Here is a 15,087-nt window from a genome sequence, read left to right on the forward strand (position 1 = left end):
CACGATATCCTGGCCGTCAGACGGCCATCAGATCCGCTTCTTTCTGCTTCATCGCTGCATCGATCTCGGCCACGAACTTGTCCGTGAGCTTCTGCACCTCGTCGGCGGCGCGACGCTCTTCGTCCTCGCTGATCTCCTTTTCCTTGACCAGGTCCTTCAACTGGCTCAGCGCGTCGCGACGGATATTGCGCACGGCCACCCGGGCATCTTCGGCGGCATCGCGCGCCTGCTTGGTGAAGCCCTTGCGGGTTTCCTCGGTGAGGGCCGGCATGCTCACCAGCAGCAGCTCACCCAGGTTGGTCGGATTGAAACCCAGGCCGGAACTCTGGATCGCCTTGTCCACCGCCGCCAGCATGTTGCGCTCGAAGGCCACCACCTGCAGGGTACGGGAATCCTTCACGGTCACGTTGGCGACCTGATTGATCGGCGTGTCGGTACCGTAGTAGGGCACCATGACGCCGGCGAGGATGCTGGGGTGGGCCTGCCCGGTGCGGATACGGCTGAAGGCATGGGCCAGGGATTCCAGGCTCTTCTGCATGCGCACCTGGGCGTCTTTCTTGATCTCGTTGATCATTGCTTGTCTTCCTCAATCAGAGTGCCTTCGGTGCCACCGACTACCACGTTGAGCAGGGCGCCAGGCTTGTTCATATTGAATACACGCAGCGGCATCTGGTGATCGCGACACAGACAGATGGCCGTCAGGTCCATGACCCCCAGCTTGCGGTCCAGCACCTCATCGTAGGTCAGGCGCTCGAACTTCTCGGCATGCGGGTCCTTGAACGGGTCGGCAGTGTATACGCCATCGACCTTGGTCGCCTTCAATACCACGTCGGCATCGACCTCGATGGCCCGCAGGCAGGCCGCCGAGTCGGTGGTGAAGAAGGGGTTGCCGGTACCGGCGGCGAAGATCACCACCTCGCCGGTCTTCAGGTGACGCATGGCCTTGCGCCGATCGTAGTGGTCGGTCACCCCGACCATGGAGATGGCCGACATGACGATGGCCGGAATGTTCGAACGCTCCAGGGCGTCGCGCATGGCCAGGGCATTCATCACGGTCGCCAGCATGCCCATGTGGTCGCCGGTCACCCGATCCATGCCCGCCGCACTCAGGGCCGCGCCGCGGAACAGGTTGCCGCCGCCGATGACCAGGCCGACCTGCACACCGATACCGACCAGCTGGCCGACTTCCAGGGCCATGCGATCGAGCACCTTGGGATCGATGCCGAAGTCCTCCGAGCCCATCAGCGCTTCGCCGCTAAGTTTGAGCAGAATGCGCTTATAGCGCGGTTGACGACCACTCACCTGCTGAGCCATTACCAGTCTCTCCTGCGGCGTTTGAATTCTGCGCGGGCACATATTGCCCGCAGTAACTGGGCGGTTGGACCACGCCCCGAGCCTTTGGTGCCGAACACCGCGACTCCGTCCCCAGACCGATCGCCGCCCCACTTCGAAAAAGAGGCCGCACGCGCGAGCGGGCAGCCTCTTCGGGGCAACAGCCTGAGTAGACTGCTAGACCGGCTTACTGCTTGCTGGCAGCAACCTGAGCAGCGACTTCGGCAGCGAAGTCGGTCTCGGCCTTCTCGATGCCTTCGCCTACTTCGTAACGCACGAAGGAAACGATCTCGGCGCCGGCCTTCTTCACCAGCTCACCGACCTTGACTTCCGGATCCATGATGAACGCCTGCTCGACCAGGCTGGCTTCGGCGAGGAACTTGTTGATACGGCCCTTGACCATGTTCTCGACGATGTTTTCCGGCTTGCCGGCGATCTTCTCGGCGTTGAGCTGCAGGAAGATTTCCTTCTCCTTGGCAACCAGCTCTTCGGAAACCTGGTCCGGGCTGACGACAGCCGGGTTGGACGCGGCCACGTGCATGGCAACATGCTTGGCCAGCTCGTCGTTGCCGCCCTTCAGGACCACCAGGACACCGATGCGGTGGCCGTGCAGGTAGGCGCCGACGGTGTCGCCGGAAACGGCGGTCAGGCGACGGATGTTGACGTTCTCGCCGCACTTGGCGACCAGCGCCTCGCGGGCGGATTCGCGGGAAGCGATCAGCGGAGCGGCATCGCTCAGGTTCTGCTCGAAGGCTTCGTCCAGGCTGTCCTTGACGAAGGCCTTGAAGTCGTCCTGCAGAGCCAGGAAGTCGGTCTGCGAGTTGACTTCGATGATCAGGCCACGGCCGCCTTCGACGCGCACGGCGATCGAACCTTCGGCGGCGATGTTGCCGGCCTTCTTGGCGGCCTTGATGGCGCCGGAGGCGCGCATGTCGTCGATGGCCTTCTCGATGTCGCCACCGGCGGCAACCAGGGCCTTCTTGCACTCCATCATGCCTTGGCCGGTACGCTCGCGCAGTTCTTTAACCAGGGCTGCAGTAATCTCTGCCATGTTCGAATCCTCTTGGATAGGTCTTCAACCACTTCACCCGTCAGGCCGGGCGATTAATTCTGTGAGTGGCAAAAAGGGGGCCTAGCCCCCTTTTTGCGCAGCGAGTAACGCTAGAGCTTACCGCTTAGCCTTCAGCCGCTTCGGAAGCCGGGGCCTGCTCGACGAACTCGTCGGTGCCGCCGCCGGCATTGCTGCGACCACGGACCACGGCGTCGGCCATGGCGCCCATGTACAGCTGGATGGCGCGAATGGCGTCGTCGTTACCCGGGATGATGTAGTCCACACCTTCCGGGCTGCTGTTGGTATCGACTACGCCGATGACCGGGATGCCCAGCTTGTTGGCTTCGGTGATGGCGATGCGCTCGTGGTCGACGTCGATCACGAACAGCGCGTCCGGCAGGCCGCCCATGTCCTTAATACCACCCAGGCTGCGATCCAGCTTCTCCAGATCACGGGTGCGCATCAGGGCTTCTTTCTTGGTCAGCTTGGTGAAGGTGCCATCCTGGGACTGGGTTTCCAGGTCGCGCAGGCGCTTGATCGAAGCACGGATGGTCTTGTAGTTGGTCAGCATGCCGCCCAACCAGCGGTGATCGACGAACGGCGAGCCACAGCGAGCGGCTTCTTCGCGCACGATCTTGCCAGCGGAACGCTTGGTGCCGACGAACAGGATCTTGTTCTTGCCTGCAGCCAGTTTCTCAACGAACGACAGCGCGTCGTTGAACATCGGCAGGGTCTTTTCCAGGTTGATGATGTGAATCTTGTTGCGCGCGCCGAAAATGTACTTACCCATTTTCGGGTTCCAGTAACGGGTCTGGTGGCCGAAGTGCACACCGGCCTTCAGCATATCGCGCATATTGACTTGGGACATGACAGTTCCTTAATAAGTCGGGTTAGGCCTCCACGCATCCCAATTTCCAACCCTTGCGGGCACCCAGGAAACCGTGTCGATACGTGTGTGGGTTTGTGCCTTCGGGCCCACGGCCCTGAAAGCGGCGCGTTTTATACCACAACAACGCCCCATAAGCTACAAGGAGACGGCACGCGCCCGACAATAGCGCCAGTCCGCCGCCTACCGCGTGCCGCCCCACGTCGCCTTCTCTGTTAGAATCCGCTCTTTCCTTTTTTGCCTTGCGCCGACGCGCGCCGAGAGAGACCGCATGACCGTCACCATCAAGACGCCCGAAGAGATCGAAAAAATGCGCGTGGCCGGCCGCCTGGCCGCCGAGGTGCTGGAAATGATCGGCGAGTACGTCAAGCCCGGCGTGACCACCGACGAACTGGATCGCATCTGCCACGACTATATCGTCAACGTGCAGCAGGCCATTCCCGCGCCGCTGAACTACAAGGGTTTCCCCAAGTCGATCTGCACCTCGATCAACCATGTGGTCTGCCACGGCATCCCCAACGACAAGCCGCTGAAGGACGGCGACGTGCTGAACATCGACGTCACCGTGATCAAGGACGGCTACCACGGCGACACCAGCAAGATGTTCATGGTCGGCAAGGTGCCGGAGTGGGCCGAGCGCCTGGCCAAGATCACCCAGGAGTGCATGTACAAGGGCATCGAGCTGGTCCGCCCCGGCGCCCGCCTCGGCGATATCGGCGAGGTGATCCAGAAGCACGCCGAGAAGAACGGCTTCTCCGTGGTGCGCGAGTACTGCGGCCACGGCATCGGCAAGGTGTTCCACGAGGAGCCCCAGGTGCTGCACTACGGTCGCGCCGGCACCGGCATGGAACTCAAGGAAGGCATGACCTTCACCATCGAGCCGATGATCAACCAGGGCCGCCCCGAGACCCGCCTGCTCGGTGACGGCTGGACCGCCATCACCAAGGATCGCAAGCTCTCCGCGCAGTGGGAGCACACCATCCTGGTCACCGCCGACGGCTACGAGATCTTCACCCTGCGCGGCGACGACACCATCGCGCGCACCTCGGCCTGAGCCGACGCCCCCACACAGGTAAACAGCTGCATGCCGCAGGTAGATCCGGAACTGTTCGACCGCGGCCAGTTCCAGGCCGAACTGGCCTTGAAGGCCAGTCCCATCGCCGCCTTCAAGAAGGCGATTCGCCGTGCCCACGACGTGCTCGACGCGCGCTTTCGCGCCGGGCGCGAAGTGCGCCGGCTGGTCGAGGACCGCGCCTGGTTCGTCGACCAGATCCTCTGCGAGGCCTGGCGGCGCCTGGCCTGGCCCGAGGATGCCGAGATCGCCCTGCTGGCGGTCGGCGGCTACGGCCGCGGCGAACTGCATCCCTTTTCCGACATCGACCTGCTGATCCTGCTGGGTGGCGACGACCATGAGGCCTTCCGCGAGCCGATCGAGCAGTTCCTCACCCTGTTGTGGGACATCGGCCTGGAGGTCGGCCAGAGCGTGCGCTCGATCGACGAGTGCGCCGAGGAGGCCCGCGCCGACCTGACGGTGATCACCAACCTGATGGAAAGCCGCACCATCGCCGGGCCCGAAGCCCTGCGCCAGCGCATGCTGGAGGTCACCAGCAGCGAGCGGATGTGGCCGAGCAAGCAGTTCTTCCTGGCCAAGCGCGAGGAGCAGCGCGGCCGCCACCGCAAGTACAACGACACCGAATACAACCTGGAGCCCAACGTCAAGGGCTCGCCGGGCGGCCTGCGCGACATCCAGACCATCCTCTGGGTCGCCCGCCGCCACTTCGGCACGCTGAACCTGCACGCCATGGTCGGCCAGGGCTTCCTGCTGGAAAGCGAATACGCCCTGCTGGCCTCCAGCCAGGAGTTCCTCTGGCGGGTACGCTATGCCCTGCACATGCTCGCCGGCCGCGCCGAGGACCGCCTGCTGTTCGACCACCAGCGCCAGATCGCCGCCCTGCTCGGTTTCGAGGGCGGCGACAGCAAGGGCGCCATCGAGCGCTTCATGCAGAAGTACTACCGGGTGGTCATGGCCATCGCCGAGCTCAGCGAGCTGATCAACCAGCACTTCGAGGAAGTCATCCTGCGCGCCGGCGAGAGCGCGCCGGCCACCCCGCTGAACAGCCGCTTCCAGCTGCGCGACGGCTACATCGAGGTGACCCACCCGAACGTGTTCAAGCGCACCCCGTTCGCCATCATGGAGATCTTCGTGCTGATGGCCCAGCACTCGGAGATCAAGGGCGTGCGCGCCGACAGCATCCGCCTGCTGCGCGACCACCGCCACCTGATCGACGACGAGTTCCGCAGCGACATCCGCAATACCAGCCTGTTCATCGAGCTGTTCAAGAGCGGCCAGGGCATCCACCGCAACCTGCGGCGGATGAACCGCTACGGCATCCTCGGCCGCTACCTGCCGGAGTTCGGCCACATAGTCGGGCAGATGCAGCACGACCTGTTCCACATCTATACGGTCGACGCCCACACCCTCAACCTGATCAAGCACCTGCGCAAGTTCAAGTGGCCGGAGCTGGCGGAGAAGTTCCCCCTGGCCAGCAAGCTGATCGCCAAGCTGCCCAAGCCCGAGCTGATCTACCTGGCCGGGCTCTACCACGACATCGGCAAGGGCCGCGGCGGCGACCACTCCGAGCTCGGCGCGGTGGATGCCGAGGCCTTCTGCGTCCGTCACCACCTGCCCGACTGGGACGCCAAGCTGGTGGTCTGGCTGGTCCAGCAGCACCTGGCGATGTCCACCACCGCCCAGCGCAAGGACCTCTCCGACCCCCAGGTGATCCACGATTTCGCCCAGTTCGTCGGCGACCAGACCCGCCTGGACTACCTCTACGTGCTCACCGTGGCCGACATCAATGCCACCAACCCGAGCCTGTGGAACTCCTGGCGCGCCAGCCTGCTGCGCCAGCTCTACACCGAGACCAAGCGCGCCCTGCGCCGCGGCCTGGAAAACCGCCTGGAGCGCGAGGAGCAGATCCGCCTGACCCAGGGCGCGGCGCTGGACATCCTGGTGCGCGGCGGCACCGACCAGGACGACGCCGAACAGCTGTGGTCGCAGCTCGGCGACGACTACTTCCTGCGCCATACGGCGGGCGACGTGGCCTGGCACACCGAGGCGATCCTCCAGCACCCCAACGACGGCAACCCCCTGGTGCTGATCAAGGAGACCACCCAGCGCGAGTTCGAGGGCGGCACCCAGATCTTCATCTACGCCCAGGACCAGCACGACTTCTTCGCCGTGACCGTGGCGGCCATGGCCCAGCTCAACCTGAACATCCACGACGCGCGGATCCTCACCTCGACCAGCCAGTTCACCCTCGACACCTACATAGTGCTGGAGGGCGAAGGCGGCTCGATCGGCGACAATCCGGCGCGGATCAAGCAGATCCGCCAGGGCCTGATCGACGCGCTGAAGAACCCGGACGAGTACCCCAGCATCATCCAGCGCCGCGTGCCGCGCCAGCTCAAGCACTTCGCCTTCGCCCCGCGGGTGACCATCTACAACGACGCCCAGCGCCCGGTGACCGTGCTCGAGCTGACCGCCCCCGACCGCCCCGGCCTGCTGGCGCGGCTCGGGCGGATCTTCCTCGACTTCGACCTGTCGCTGCAGAATGCCAAGATCGCCACCCTGGGCGAGCGGGTGGAGGACGTGTTCTTCGTCACCGATGCGCACAACCAGCCACTGTCCGATCCGGCGCTGTGCCTGCGCCTGCAGGAGACCATCGTCGCCCAGCTCACCGAGGCCAACCTGCAGCTGAGCGAGCCGAACCGAATCAGTATCTGACCGACAGCCTTGCACCGCCACGGCGCCCAGCCCGGCCCGTCGGCAGCCTTAGCAGTACCAGGAAATTGCCATGAACCATGCGTTGAACCAGTTGCAGCCCTACCCCTTCGAGAAGCTCCGCGCCCTGCTGGCCGGCGCCCAGCCGAGCAGCGCGAAGACGGCCATCGCCCTGTCCATCGGCGAGCCCAAGCACCGCTCGCCGAGCTTCGTCGCCGAGGCCCTGAGCGCCAACCTCGACCAGCTGGCGGTCTATCCGACCACCCTGGGCCTGCCGGCGCTGCGCGAGGCCATCGCCGCCTGGTGCGGCCGGCGTTTCGGCCTGCCGGACGGCTGGCTCGACCCGGCGCGCCACGTGCTGCCGGTCAACGGCACCCGCGAGGCGCTGTTCGCCTTCACCCAGGCCGTGGTCCGGCGCGACGAGCAGGCCCTGGTGGTCAGCCCCAACCCCTTCTACCAGATCTACGAAGGCGCGGCCCTGCTCGCCGGCGCCCAGCCCCACTACCTGCCGTGCCTGGAAGAACACGGCTTCAACCCGGATTTCGAGGCGGTGCCGGCGGACATCTGGCAGCGCTGCCAGATCCTCTTCCTGTGCTCGCCGGGCAACCCCACCGGCGCGCTGATCCCGCTGGAGACCCTGAAGAAACTGATCGCCCTGGCCGACGAGTTCGACTTCGTCATCGCCGCCGACGAGTGCTACAGCGAACTGTACTTCGACGAGCAGCACCCGCCGGCCGGCCTGCTGAGCGCCTGCGCCGAGCTGGGCCGCAGCGACTTCGAACGCTGCGTGGTGTTCCACAGCCTGTCCAAGCGCTCCAACCTGCCGGGCCTGCGCTCGGGCTTCGTCGCCGGCGATGCCGAGATCCTCAAGGCCTTCCTGCTGTACCGCACCTACCACGGCTGCGCCATGCCGGTGCAGACCCAGCTGGCCAGCGTCGCCGCCTGGAACGACGAGGTGCACGTGCGGGCCAACCGCGCCCTGTACCGCGAGAAGTTCGACGCGGTGCTGGCCATCCTCGACGGCGTGCTGGAGGTGCAGCGCCCGGACGGCGGCTTCTACCTGTGGGCCAAGACCCCGGGCGACGACGAGAGCTTCACCCGCGAGCTGTTCGCCCGCGCGCACGTCACCGTGGTGCCGGGCTCCTACCTGTCGCGCAGCGTCGATGGCGTCAACCCGGGCGCCGGCCGCGTGCGCATGGCCCTGGTCGCGCCGCTGGCCGAGTGCATCGAGGCCGCCGAACGCATCCGTGACTTCGTGAAGAGCCTGTGACCATGAGCAAGACCCTGTACGGCATCAAAGCCTGCGACACCATGAAGAAGGCCCGCACCTGGCTCGACGAGCACGGCGTGGACTATGCCTTTCACGACTACAAGGCGGTCGGCATCGACCGCGGCAACCTGGAGAAGTGGTGCGCGGAGCACGGCTGGGAGACGGTGCTCAACCGCGCCGGCACCACCTTCCGCAAACTGGACGAGGCGCAGAAGGCCGATCTCGACCAGGCCAGGGCCATCGAACTGATGCTGGCCCAGCCCTCGATGATCAAGCGTCCGGTGCTGGACCTGGGTGACAAGACCCTGGTCGGCTTCAAGCCCGAGCGCTACGCTGCGGCGCTGTCCTGAGTCTCGGAGCACCGCCATGGAGATCGCCTGGTTGCTGTTCGTGCCCGCCTGCTTCGCCCTGAACCTGGCGCCGGGGCCGAACAACCTGCTGTCGCTGCACAACGCGGCCCGCCAGGGCCTGCGCGTCGCCTGCCTGGCCGCCGGCGGGCGGCTGCTGGCGTTCGCCGGCATGATCGCCCTGGCGGCCTCCGGCCTGGCCCTGGTGCTGCAGGCCTCGGCAAGCCTGTTCCTCGCCATCAAGCTGCTCGGCGCGGCCTACCTGTTCTGGCTGGCGCTGCAGCTGTGGCGGGCCTCCTCGGTGGCGCTCGACGGCCAGGGCAGCGCGCCACGTCGGCCGACCTGGGCGCTGTGTCGCCAGGAGTTCTGGGTCGCCGCCGGCAACCCCAAGGCCATCCTGATCTTCACCGCGTTCCTGCCGCAGTTCATCAACCCGCAGCAGCCGGTGACGCCGCAGTTCGCAGCCCTCGGCCTGGCCTTCCTGCTGCTGGAATGGCTGGCCGTGCTGCTCTACGCGCTGGCCGGGCTGCAGCTCGGCCGCCTGCTCGCCGCGCCCCGGGCGCGGCACCTGTTCAACCGTGGCTGCGCCGCCCTGCTGGGCAGCGCCGGCCTGGGTCTGCTGCTCAGCCGCCGACCCGCCTGACTCACCCTATTCAGCAAGAGGAAAACCCATGTCCACCCAACTCTTCAGCGTCGCCTTCGGTGTCGGCACCCAGAATCGCCAGGGCGCCTGGCTGGAAGTGTTCTACGCGCAGCCCCTGCTCAACCCGGCCGCCGAACTGGTCGCCAAGGCCGCCGACAAGCTCGGCTACAACGGCGGCAACCAGGCCATCGCCTTCACCACCAGCCAGGCCGGCGAACTGGCCGAGGCCCTGAAGGGCGTCGACGCCGTCCAGGCCAAGCTGCTGACCCGTCTGGCCGAGAGCCACCAGCCGCTGGTCGCCACCTTCCTCGCCGAAGACGCGGCGCCGGCCAGCACCCCCGAGGCCTATCTCAAGCTGCACCTGCTGTCCCACCGCCTGGTCAAGCCCCACGGCGTCAACCTCGCCGGCATCTTCCCGCTGCTGCCCAACGTCGCCTGGACCAGCCAGGGCGCCGTGGACCTCGCCGAACTGGCCGAGCGCCAACTGGAAGCGCGCCTGAAGGGCGAGCTGCTGGAAGTCTTCTCGGTGGACAAGTTCCCGAAGATGACCGACTACGTGGTCCCGGCCGGCGTGCGCATCGCCGACACCGCGCGGGTGCGCCTGGGCGCCTACATCGGCGAGGGCACCACGGTGATGCACGAGGGCTTCGTCAACTTCAACGCCGGCACCGCGGGTCCCGGCATGATCGAGGGCCGGGTCTCGGCCGGGGTCTTTGTCGGCAAGGGCTCGGACCTTGGCGGCGGCTGCTCGACCATGGGCACCCTGTCCGGCGGCGGCAACATCGTCATCTCCGTGGGCGAGGGCTGCCTGATCGGCGCCAACGCCGGCATCGGCATCCCCCTGGGCGACCGCAACACCGTGGAGTCCGGCCTGTACATCACCGCCGGCACCAAGGTCGCGCTGCTCGACGACCAGGGCCAGCTGGTCAAGGTGCTCAAGGCCCGCGAGCTGGCCGGCCAGCCGGACCTGCTGTTCCGCCGCAACTCGCAGAGCGGCGCGGTGGAGTGCAAGAGCCACAAGTCGGCGATCGAACTGAACGAGGCGCTGCACGCGCACAACTGAGTTCAGCCTGGCGAATGCGGCCGCGCCGTCATCCGCCCTGCGAACCGAGCGCGTGCGATCATGCACAGGCCGGGCTTATGCCCGGCCTGTGCATTTATACTCAGCACATTTCCCAGCAGTGCCCAAGCCCATGTCCCTGAACTCCCCCTGGCGCGCCGATTTTCCCGGCATCCTGGCCCTCGAATCCGAAGGCCAGACCTACCTGGACAGCGCCGCCACCGCCCAGAAGCCACAAGCCGTGCTGGACGCCCTGCAGGGCTACTACGCCGGCGGTGCGGCCAATGTGCACCGTGCCCAGCACCTGCCGGGCGAGCGCGCCACCCGCGCCTTCGAGGCGAGCCGCGGCCAGGTCGCACGCTGGCTGAACGCCGCCGAGCCGAGCCAGATCGTCTTCACCCGCGGCGCCACCGAGGCCTTCAACCTGCTGGCCTACGGCCTGGAGTCCGAGTTCCAGGCCGGTGACGAGATAGCGCTCGGCGCCGCGGAGCACCATGCCAACCTCCTGCCCTGGCAGCAGCTGGCCAAGCGCCGCGGCCTCAGGCTGGTGGTGCTGCCGCTGGACGAGCGGGGCCGGATCGACCTCGAACAGGCCGCGGCGCTGATCGGCCCGCGTACCCGCCTGCTGGCCCTCGGCCAGCTGTCCAACGTACTGGGTGTCTGGCAGCCGCTACGCGAACTGATCGCCCTGGGCCAGGCCCGGGGCGCGCTGTCGGTGGTCGACGGCGCCCAGGGCGTGGTGCACGGCCACCACGACCTGCAGGCGCTGGATTGCGACTTCTACGTCTGCTCCAGCCACAAGCTCTACGGCCCGGACGGCGTCGGCATGCTCTATGGGCGCCCGGCGGCGCTGCAGCGCCTGGCGCACTGGCAGTTCGGCGGCGAGATGGTGCAGCTGGCCGACTACCAGCACGCCGAATTCCGCGCCGCGCCCCTGGGCTTCGAGGCCGGCACGCCGCCGATCGCCGGGGTCATCGCCCTGGGCGCCGCCCTCGACTACCTGGCCGGCCTGGACGGCGCCGCCGTGGCCGGCCACGAGGCGGCGCTGCACGCCAAGCTGCTCGCCGGCCTGGCGGCCCGCGACGGCATTCAGCTGCTCGGCGCGCCGCGGGTGGCGCTGGCCAGTTTCGTCGTCGACGGCGTGCACAACGCCGACCTGGCCCAGCTGCTGACCGAGCAGGGCATCGCCGTGCGCGCCGGTCATCACTGCGCCATGCCGCTGATGCAGCGGCTCGGCCTGGCCGGCGCCGTGCGGGTGTCCCTGGGCCTGTACAACGACGGCGCGGACCTGGAGCGCTTCTTCGCCGCCCTCGACCGCGCCCTGGAGCTGCTGCGATGAGCCTTCCCAGCGGCGCCCAGGAGGCACTGGAGGCCTTCGCCCGGTGTCCCGGCTGGGAACAGCGCGCGCGCCTGCTGATGCACTGGGGCGAACGCCTGGCGCCGCTGCGGGCCGACGAACGCGACGACAGCCACCGGGTGCACGGCTGCGAGAGCCAGGTCTGGCTGGTGGGCGAGGTGCAGGATGGCCATTGGCATTTTCGCGCGGCCAGCGAGGCCCGGCTGCTGCGCGGCCTGCTGGCCGTGCTGCTGGCGCGGGTCGAGGGCCTGACCAGCAGCCAGCTCGGCGAGGTGGATCTGGCGGACTGGTTCAACCGGCTCGGCCTGGCGCGCCAGCTCTCGCCTTCGCGCAGCAACGGCCTCAACGCCGTGCTGCAGCGCATGCGCCAGCTGGCCGAACAGCGCGCCCAGGACTAGGGCGCTTTCGCCACCCGCTCGGCCGGCCGCCGCGCACCGGCCACCAGCTTGTCCACCGTCTTGGCCACCGCGGCCATGCCGAAGCTGGCGGTGACCATCATCACCGCGCCGAAGCCGCCGGCGCAGTCGAGCTTGACCCCCTCGCCGACGAAGCCCTTGGCCTGGCACACCGTGCCGTCCGGCTTGGGGTAGCGCAGCTGCTCGGTGGAGAACACACAGGGCACGCTGTAGGTGCGCCCGGGTGTGCGCGAGAAGTTGTACTCGCGGCGCAGCACCGAGCGCACCTTGGCCGCCAGGGGATCGTTGAAGGTCTTGTTGAGGTCGGCGATCTGGATCTGGGTCGGATCGACCTGGCCGCCGGCGCCGCCGGTGGTGACGATCTGGATCTTGCGCCGCTTGCACCAGGCGATCAGCGCCGCCTTGGCGGCCACGCTGTCGATGCAGTCGATCACCGCGTCGAGCTGCTCGGTGATGTATTCGGCCATGGTCTCGCGGGTGACGAAGTCGGCCACCGCGTGCACCACGCAGGCCGGATTGATGGCGCGGATGCGCGCCGCCATGGCCTCGACCTTGGCCTGGCCGACCGCGCCGTCCAGGGCATGCACCTGGCGGTTGGTGTTGCTGATGCAGACGTCGTCCAGGTCGAACAGCGAGATCTCGCCCACCCCCGAGCGGGCCAGCGCCTCCGCCGCCCAGGAGCCGACGCCGCCGATGCCCACCACCGCGACATGGGCGGCCTGCAGGCGCTCGGCGCCCTCGCGCCCATACAGCCGGGCGATTCCGGCAAAACGTTGATCGTCGAACGGCATTTACCCACCGCAACAGCCTGAACTCGAGCAGGCGCGCATTATAACGGCCCGGGCCGGGGCTGCCGCCAGCGCAGCCGACACCCTCCTGCCACCGGCGCCGCCGGCCCGACCTGCGGTGTCGGGCGGCGGCCCATGGCGGCCATTTTGCTTTAAGATGGCGGCCTTTCCGCTAGACGCCGCCCTGGAGCCGCAATGACTGCCCCCTCCCCCGCCCTCTCCGCCACCCTGGAGCTCGCCTGCGACCTGATCCGCCGCCCCTCCGTCACCCCGCTCGACGAGGGTTGCCAGGAACTGATGATGCGCCGCCTGCAAGCCGTCGGCTTCGCGGTCGAGCCGATGCGCATCGAGGAGGTGGACAACTTCTGGGCCAGCCACGGCGAACAGGACGGTCCGGTGCTGTGCTTCGCCGGGCATACCGACGTGGTGCCGACCGGCCCGCTGCAGGCCTGGCAGCACCAGCCGTTCGAGGCGCTGATCGACGAACAGGGCATGCTCTGCGGCCGCGGCGCCGCCGACATGAAGGGCAGCCTGGCGTCGATGATCATCGCGGTGGAGCGTTTCGTCGCCGACCATCCCAGGCACAAGGGGCGCATCGCCTTCCTCATCACCAGCGACGAGGAAGGCCCGGCCCAGCACGGCACCAAGGCGGTGATCGAGCGCCTGGCGGCGCGCCAGGAGCGCCTGGACTGGTGCATCGTCGGCGAGCCCTCGAGCACCTCGCTGGTCGGTGACGTGGTGAAGAACGGCCGCCGCGGCTCCCTCGGCGCCACCCTCACGGTGCGCGGCGTGCAGGGCCACGTGGCCTACCCGCACCTGGCCAAGAACCCCATCCACCTGGCCGCCCCGGCCCTGGCCGAGCTGGCCGCCGAGCACTGGGACGACGGCAACGCCTTCTTCCCGCCGACCAGCTTCCAGGTCTCCAACCTCAACTCCGGCACCGGCGCCACCAACGTCATCCCCGGCGAGCTGCGGGCGATCTTCAACTTCCGCTTCTCCACCGAGTCGACGGTCGAGGGCCTGCAGAAGCGCGTCGAGGCCATCCTCGACAAGCATGGCCTGGACTACCACGTGGAATGGGCGCTGTCCGGCCTGCCGTTCCTCACCGAACCCGGCGCCCTGCTGGATGCCGTGGCCGCCAGCATCAAGGCGGTGACCGGCCGCGAGACCACGCCGAGCACCAGCGGCGGCACCTCCGACGGCCGCTTCATCGCCACCCTGGGTACCCAGGTGGTCGAGCTCGGCCCGGTCAACGCGACCATCCACCAGATCAACGAACGGGTGCTGGCCAGCGACCTGGACGTGCTGACCGAGATCTACTACCAGACCCTGGTGAAGCTGCTCGCATGAGCCTCAGCTGCCCCCTCTGCCAGGGCGCCCTGGGCGCGGTCGACAACGGCGTGGCCTGCCCGGCCGGCCACCGCTTCGACAGGGCGCGCCAGGGCTACCTGAACCTGCTGCCGGTGCAGCACAAGAACAGCCGCGACCCCGGCGACAACGCCGCCATGGTCGAGGCGCGGCGGCGCTTTCTCGAGGGCGGCCACTATGCCCCGCTGGCCCGGCGCCTGGCCGAACTGGCCGCAGCCCAGGCGCCCGAGCGCTGGCTGGATATCGGCTGCGGCGAAGGCTATTACACCGCGCAGCTCGCCGAGGCCCTGCCCCAGGCCGAGGGCTATGCCCTGGATATCTCCCGCGAAGCGATCAAGCGCGCCTGCAAGCGCGCCCCGCAGCTCGAATGGCTGGTGGCGAGCATGGCCCGGGTTCCCCTGGCTGACGCCAGCTGCCAGCTGCTGGCCAGCGTGTTCAGCCCCCTCGACTGGCAGGAAGCCCGGCGCCTGCTCGCCCCCGGCGGCGGCCTGCTGCGCATGGGGCCGAGCCGCGAGCACCTGCTGGAGCTGCGCCAGAAGCTGTATGACCAGGTGCGCGACTACGACGATCAGAAGCACCTGGACCTGATCCCGGACGGCCTGCGCCTGGCCCACAGCGAGACCCTGCGCTTCGCCCTGCCGCTGGCCAGTGCCGAGGCCCGTGCCGACCTGCTGGCGATGACCCCCCACGGCTGGCGCGCCAGTGCCGAGCGGCGTAACGCGGTGATCGCCGCGCCGTTCGAGGTGACCGTCGCCATACGCTACGATTGGATCGAGAAACTCTAG

The 15,087-nt window shown here is 67.7% G+C and carries 15 protein-coding genes; 10 read left to right on the top strand and 5 right to left on the bottom strand.

Annotated elements, in window-relative coordinates; all coding sequences use genetic code 11:
* Window positions 1-16: 16 nt before the first annotated feature.
* From frr to rpsB, 4 genes are all read right to left on the bottom strand, one after another.
* On the bottom strand, window positions 17-574 hold the full coding sequence (gene frr, locus I0D00_RS16170; protein WP_208708792.1) for a ribosome recycling factor: 558 nt from the start codon (window positions 572-574) through the stop codon (window positions 17-19).
* Window positions 571-1,314: a UMP kinase gene (gene pyrH, locus I0D00_RS16175; RefSeq protein ID WP_208708791.1), complete on the bottom strand. Its 744-nt coding sequence runs from the start codon at window positions 1,312-1,314 to the stop codon at window positions 571-573. The genes frr and pyrH overlap by 4 nt, the downstream gene beginning before the upstream one ends.
* Before the next feature lie 205 nt (window positions 1,315-1,519).
* Entirely contained in the window at window positions 1,520-2,383 is an 864-nt protein-coding gene (gene tsf, locus I0D00_RS16180) for a translation elongation factor Ts (RefSeq protein ID WP_213640853.1), read from the bottom strand.
* 124 nt (window positions 2,384-2,507) lie between these two features.
* Complete coding sequence (gene rpsB, locus I0D00_RS16185; protein ID WP_213640854.1) at window positions 2,508-3,251, bottom strand: 30S ribosomal protein S2; 744 nt, start codon at window positions 3,249-3,251, stop codon at window positions 2,508-2,510.
* 289 nt (window positions 3,252-3,540) lie between these two features.
* On the opposite strand from rpsB, the gene map reads away from it, so the two are divergent.
* From map to I0D00_RS16225, 8 genes are all read left to right on the top strand, one after another.
* Entirely contained in the window at window positions 3,541-4,323 is a 783-nt protein-coding gene (map, locus tag I0D00_RS16190; RefSeq protein WP_213640855.1) for a type I methionyl aminopeptidase, read from the top strand.
* Between the two features lie 30 nt (window positions 4,324-4,353).
* On the top strand, window positions 4,354-7,056 hold the full coding sequence (locus I0D00_RS16195; RefSeq protein WP_213640856.1) for a [protein-PII] uridylyltransferase: 2,703 nt from the start codon (window positions 4,354-4,356) through the stop codon (window positions 7,054-7,056).
* 70 nt (window positions 7,057-7,126) lie between these two features.
* A complete protein-coding gene (dapC, locus tag I0D00_RS16200) occupies window positions 7,127-8,323 on the top strand; it encodes a succinyldiaminopimelate transaminase (protein ID WP_213640857.1) in 1,197 nt (398 codons plus the stop codon).
* 2 nt (window positions 8,324-8,325) lie between these two features.
* Window positions 8,326-8,673 (top strand): ArsC family reductase, encoded by a 348-nt coding sequence (locus I0D00_RS16205; protein WP_213640858.1) that lies wholly within the window; start codon window positions 8,326-8,328, stop codon window positions 8,671-8,673.
* Window positions 8,674-8,689: 16 nt separating this feature from the next.
* On the top strand, window positions 8,690-9,313 hold the full coding sequence (locus tag I0D00_RS16210) for a LysE family translocator (protein ID WP_213640859.1): 624 nt from the start codon (window positions 8,690-8,692) through the stop codon (window positions 9,311-9,313).
* 28 nt (window positions 9,314-9,341) lie between these two features.
* Entirely contained in the window at window positions 9,342-10,376 is a 1,035-nt protein-coding gene (gene dapD / locus I0D00_RS16215) for a 2,3,4,5-tetrahydropyridine-2,6-dicarboxylate N-succinyltransferase (protein ID WP_213640860.1), read from the top strand.
* 130 nt (window positions 10,377-10,506) lie between these two features.
* Window positions 10,507-11,712, top strand: coding sequence for an aminotransferase class V-fold PLP-dependent enzyme (locus I0D00_RS16220; RefSeq protein WP_213640861.1), 1,206 nt, complete (start codon window positions 10,507-10,509; stop codon window positions 11,710-11,712).
* On the top strand, window positions 11,709-12,128 hold the full coding sequence (locus I0D00_RS16225) for a SufE family protein (protein WP_213640862.1): 420 nt from the start codon (window positions 11,709-11,711) through the stop codon (window positions 12,126-12,128). The genes I0D00_RS16220 and I0D00_RS16225 overlap by 4 nt, the downstream gene beginning before the upstream one ends.
* Here the strand turns inward: I0D00_RS16225 and tcdA are convergent.
* Window positions 12,125-12,937, bottom strand: coding sequence for a tRNA cyclic N6-threonylcarbamoyladenosine(37) synthase TcdA (gene tcdA / locus I0D00_RS16230; RefSeq protein WP_213640863.1), 813 nt, complete (start codon window positions 12,935-12,937; stop codon window positions 12,125-12,127). The genes I0D00_RS16225 and tcdA overlap by 4 nt on opposite strands.
* 192 nt (window positions 12,938-13,129) lie before the next feature.
* Here tcdA and dapE point away from each other — a divergent pair, with 192 nt between their 5' ends.
* Both dapE and I0D00_RS16240 read left to right on the top strand, forming a co-directional pair.
* Window positions 13,130-14,284 (top strand): succinyl-diaminopimelate desuccinylase, encoded by a 1,155-nt coding sequence (gene dapE, locus I0D00_RS16235; protein WP_213640864.1) that lies wholly within the window; start codon window positions 13,130-13,132, stop codon window positions 14,282-14,284.
* Window positions 14,281-15,087: a putative RNA methyltransferase gene (locus I0D00_RS16240; protein ID WP_213640865.1), complete on the top strand. Its 807-nt coding sequence runs from the start codon at window positions 14,281-14,283 to the stop codon at window positions 15,085-15,087. Before dapE ends, I0D00_RS16240 begins: the two co-directional genes overlap by 4 nt.

It is taken from the genome of Pseudomonas lalucatii, from assembly GCF_018398425.1.
GTDB lineage: Bacteria > Pseudomonadota > Gammaproteobacteria > Pseudomonadales > Pseudomonadaceae > Aquipseudomonas > Aquipseudomonas lalucatii.

Coding starts and splice junctions, on each gene's coding strand:
- I0D00_RS16220 (WP_213640861.1), top strand. CDS start 10,507: ATGTCCCTGAACTCCCCCTGGCGCGCCGATTTTCCCGGCATCCTGGCC.
- map (WP_213640855.1), top strand. CDS start 3,541: ATGACCGTCACCATCAAGACGCCCGAAGAGATCGAAAAAATGCGCGTG.
- tsf (WP_213640853.1), bottom strand. CDS start 2,383: ATGGCAGAGATTACTGCAGCCCTGGTTAAAGAACTGCGCGAGCGTACC.
- pyrH (WP_208708791.1), bottom strand. CDS start 1,314: ATGGCTCAGCAGGTGAGTGGTCGTCAACCGCGCTATAAGCGCATTCTG.
- I0D00_RS16240 (WP_213640865.1), top strand. CDS start 14,281: ATGAGCCTCAGCTGCCCCCTCTGCCAGGGCGCCCTGGGCGCGGTCGAC.
- I0D00_RS16210 (WP_213640859.1), top strand. CDS start 8,690: ATGGAGATCGCCTGGTTGCTGTTCGTGCCCGCCTGCTTCGCCCTGAAC.
- dapC (WP_213640857.1), top strand. CDS start 7,127: ATGAACCATGCGTTGAACCAGTTGCAGCCCTACCCCTTCGAGAAGCTC.
- rpsB (WP_213640854.1), bottom strand. CDS start 3,251: ATGTCCCAAGTCAATATGCGCGATATGCTGAAGGCCGGTGTGCACTTC.
- I0D00_RS16225 (WP_213640862.1), top strand. CDS start 11,709: ATGAGCCTTCCCAGCGGCGCCCAGGAGGCACTGGAGGCCTTCGCCCGG.
- I0D00_RS16205 (WP_213640858.1), top strand. CDS start 8,326: ATGAGCAAGACCCTGTACGGCATCAAAGCCTGCGACACCATGAAGAAG.
- frr (WP_208708792.1), bottom strand. CDS start 574: ATGATCAACGAGATCAAGAAAGACGCCCAGGTGCGCATGCAGAAGAGC.
- tcdA (WP_213640863.1), bottom strand. CDS start 12,937: ATGCCGTTCGACGATCAACGTTTTGCCGGAATCGCCCGGCTGTATGGG.
- dapE (WP_213640864.1), top strand. CDS start 13,130: ATGACTGCCCCCTCCCCCGCCCTCTCCGCCACCCTGGAGCTCGCCTGC.
- I0D00_RS16195 (WP_213640856.1), top strand. CDS start 4,354: ATGCCGCAGGTAGATCCGGAACTGTTCGACCGCGGCCAGTTCCAGGCC.
- dapD (WP_213640860.1), top strand. CDS start 9,342: ATGTCCACCCAACTCTTCAGCGTCGCCTTCGGTGTCGGCACCCAGAAT.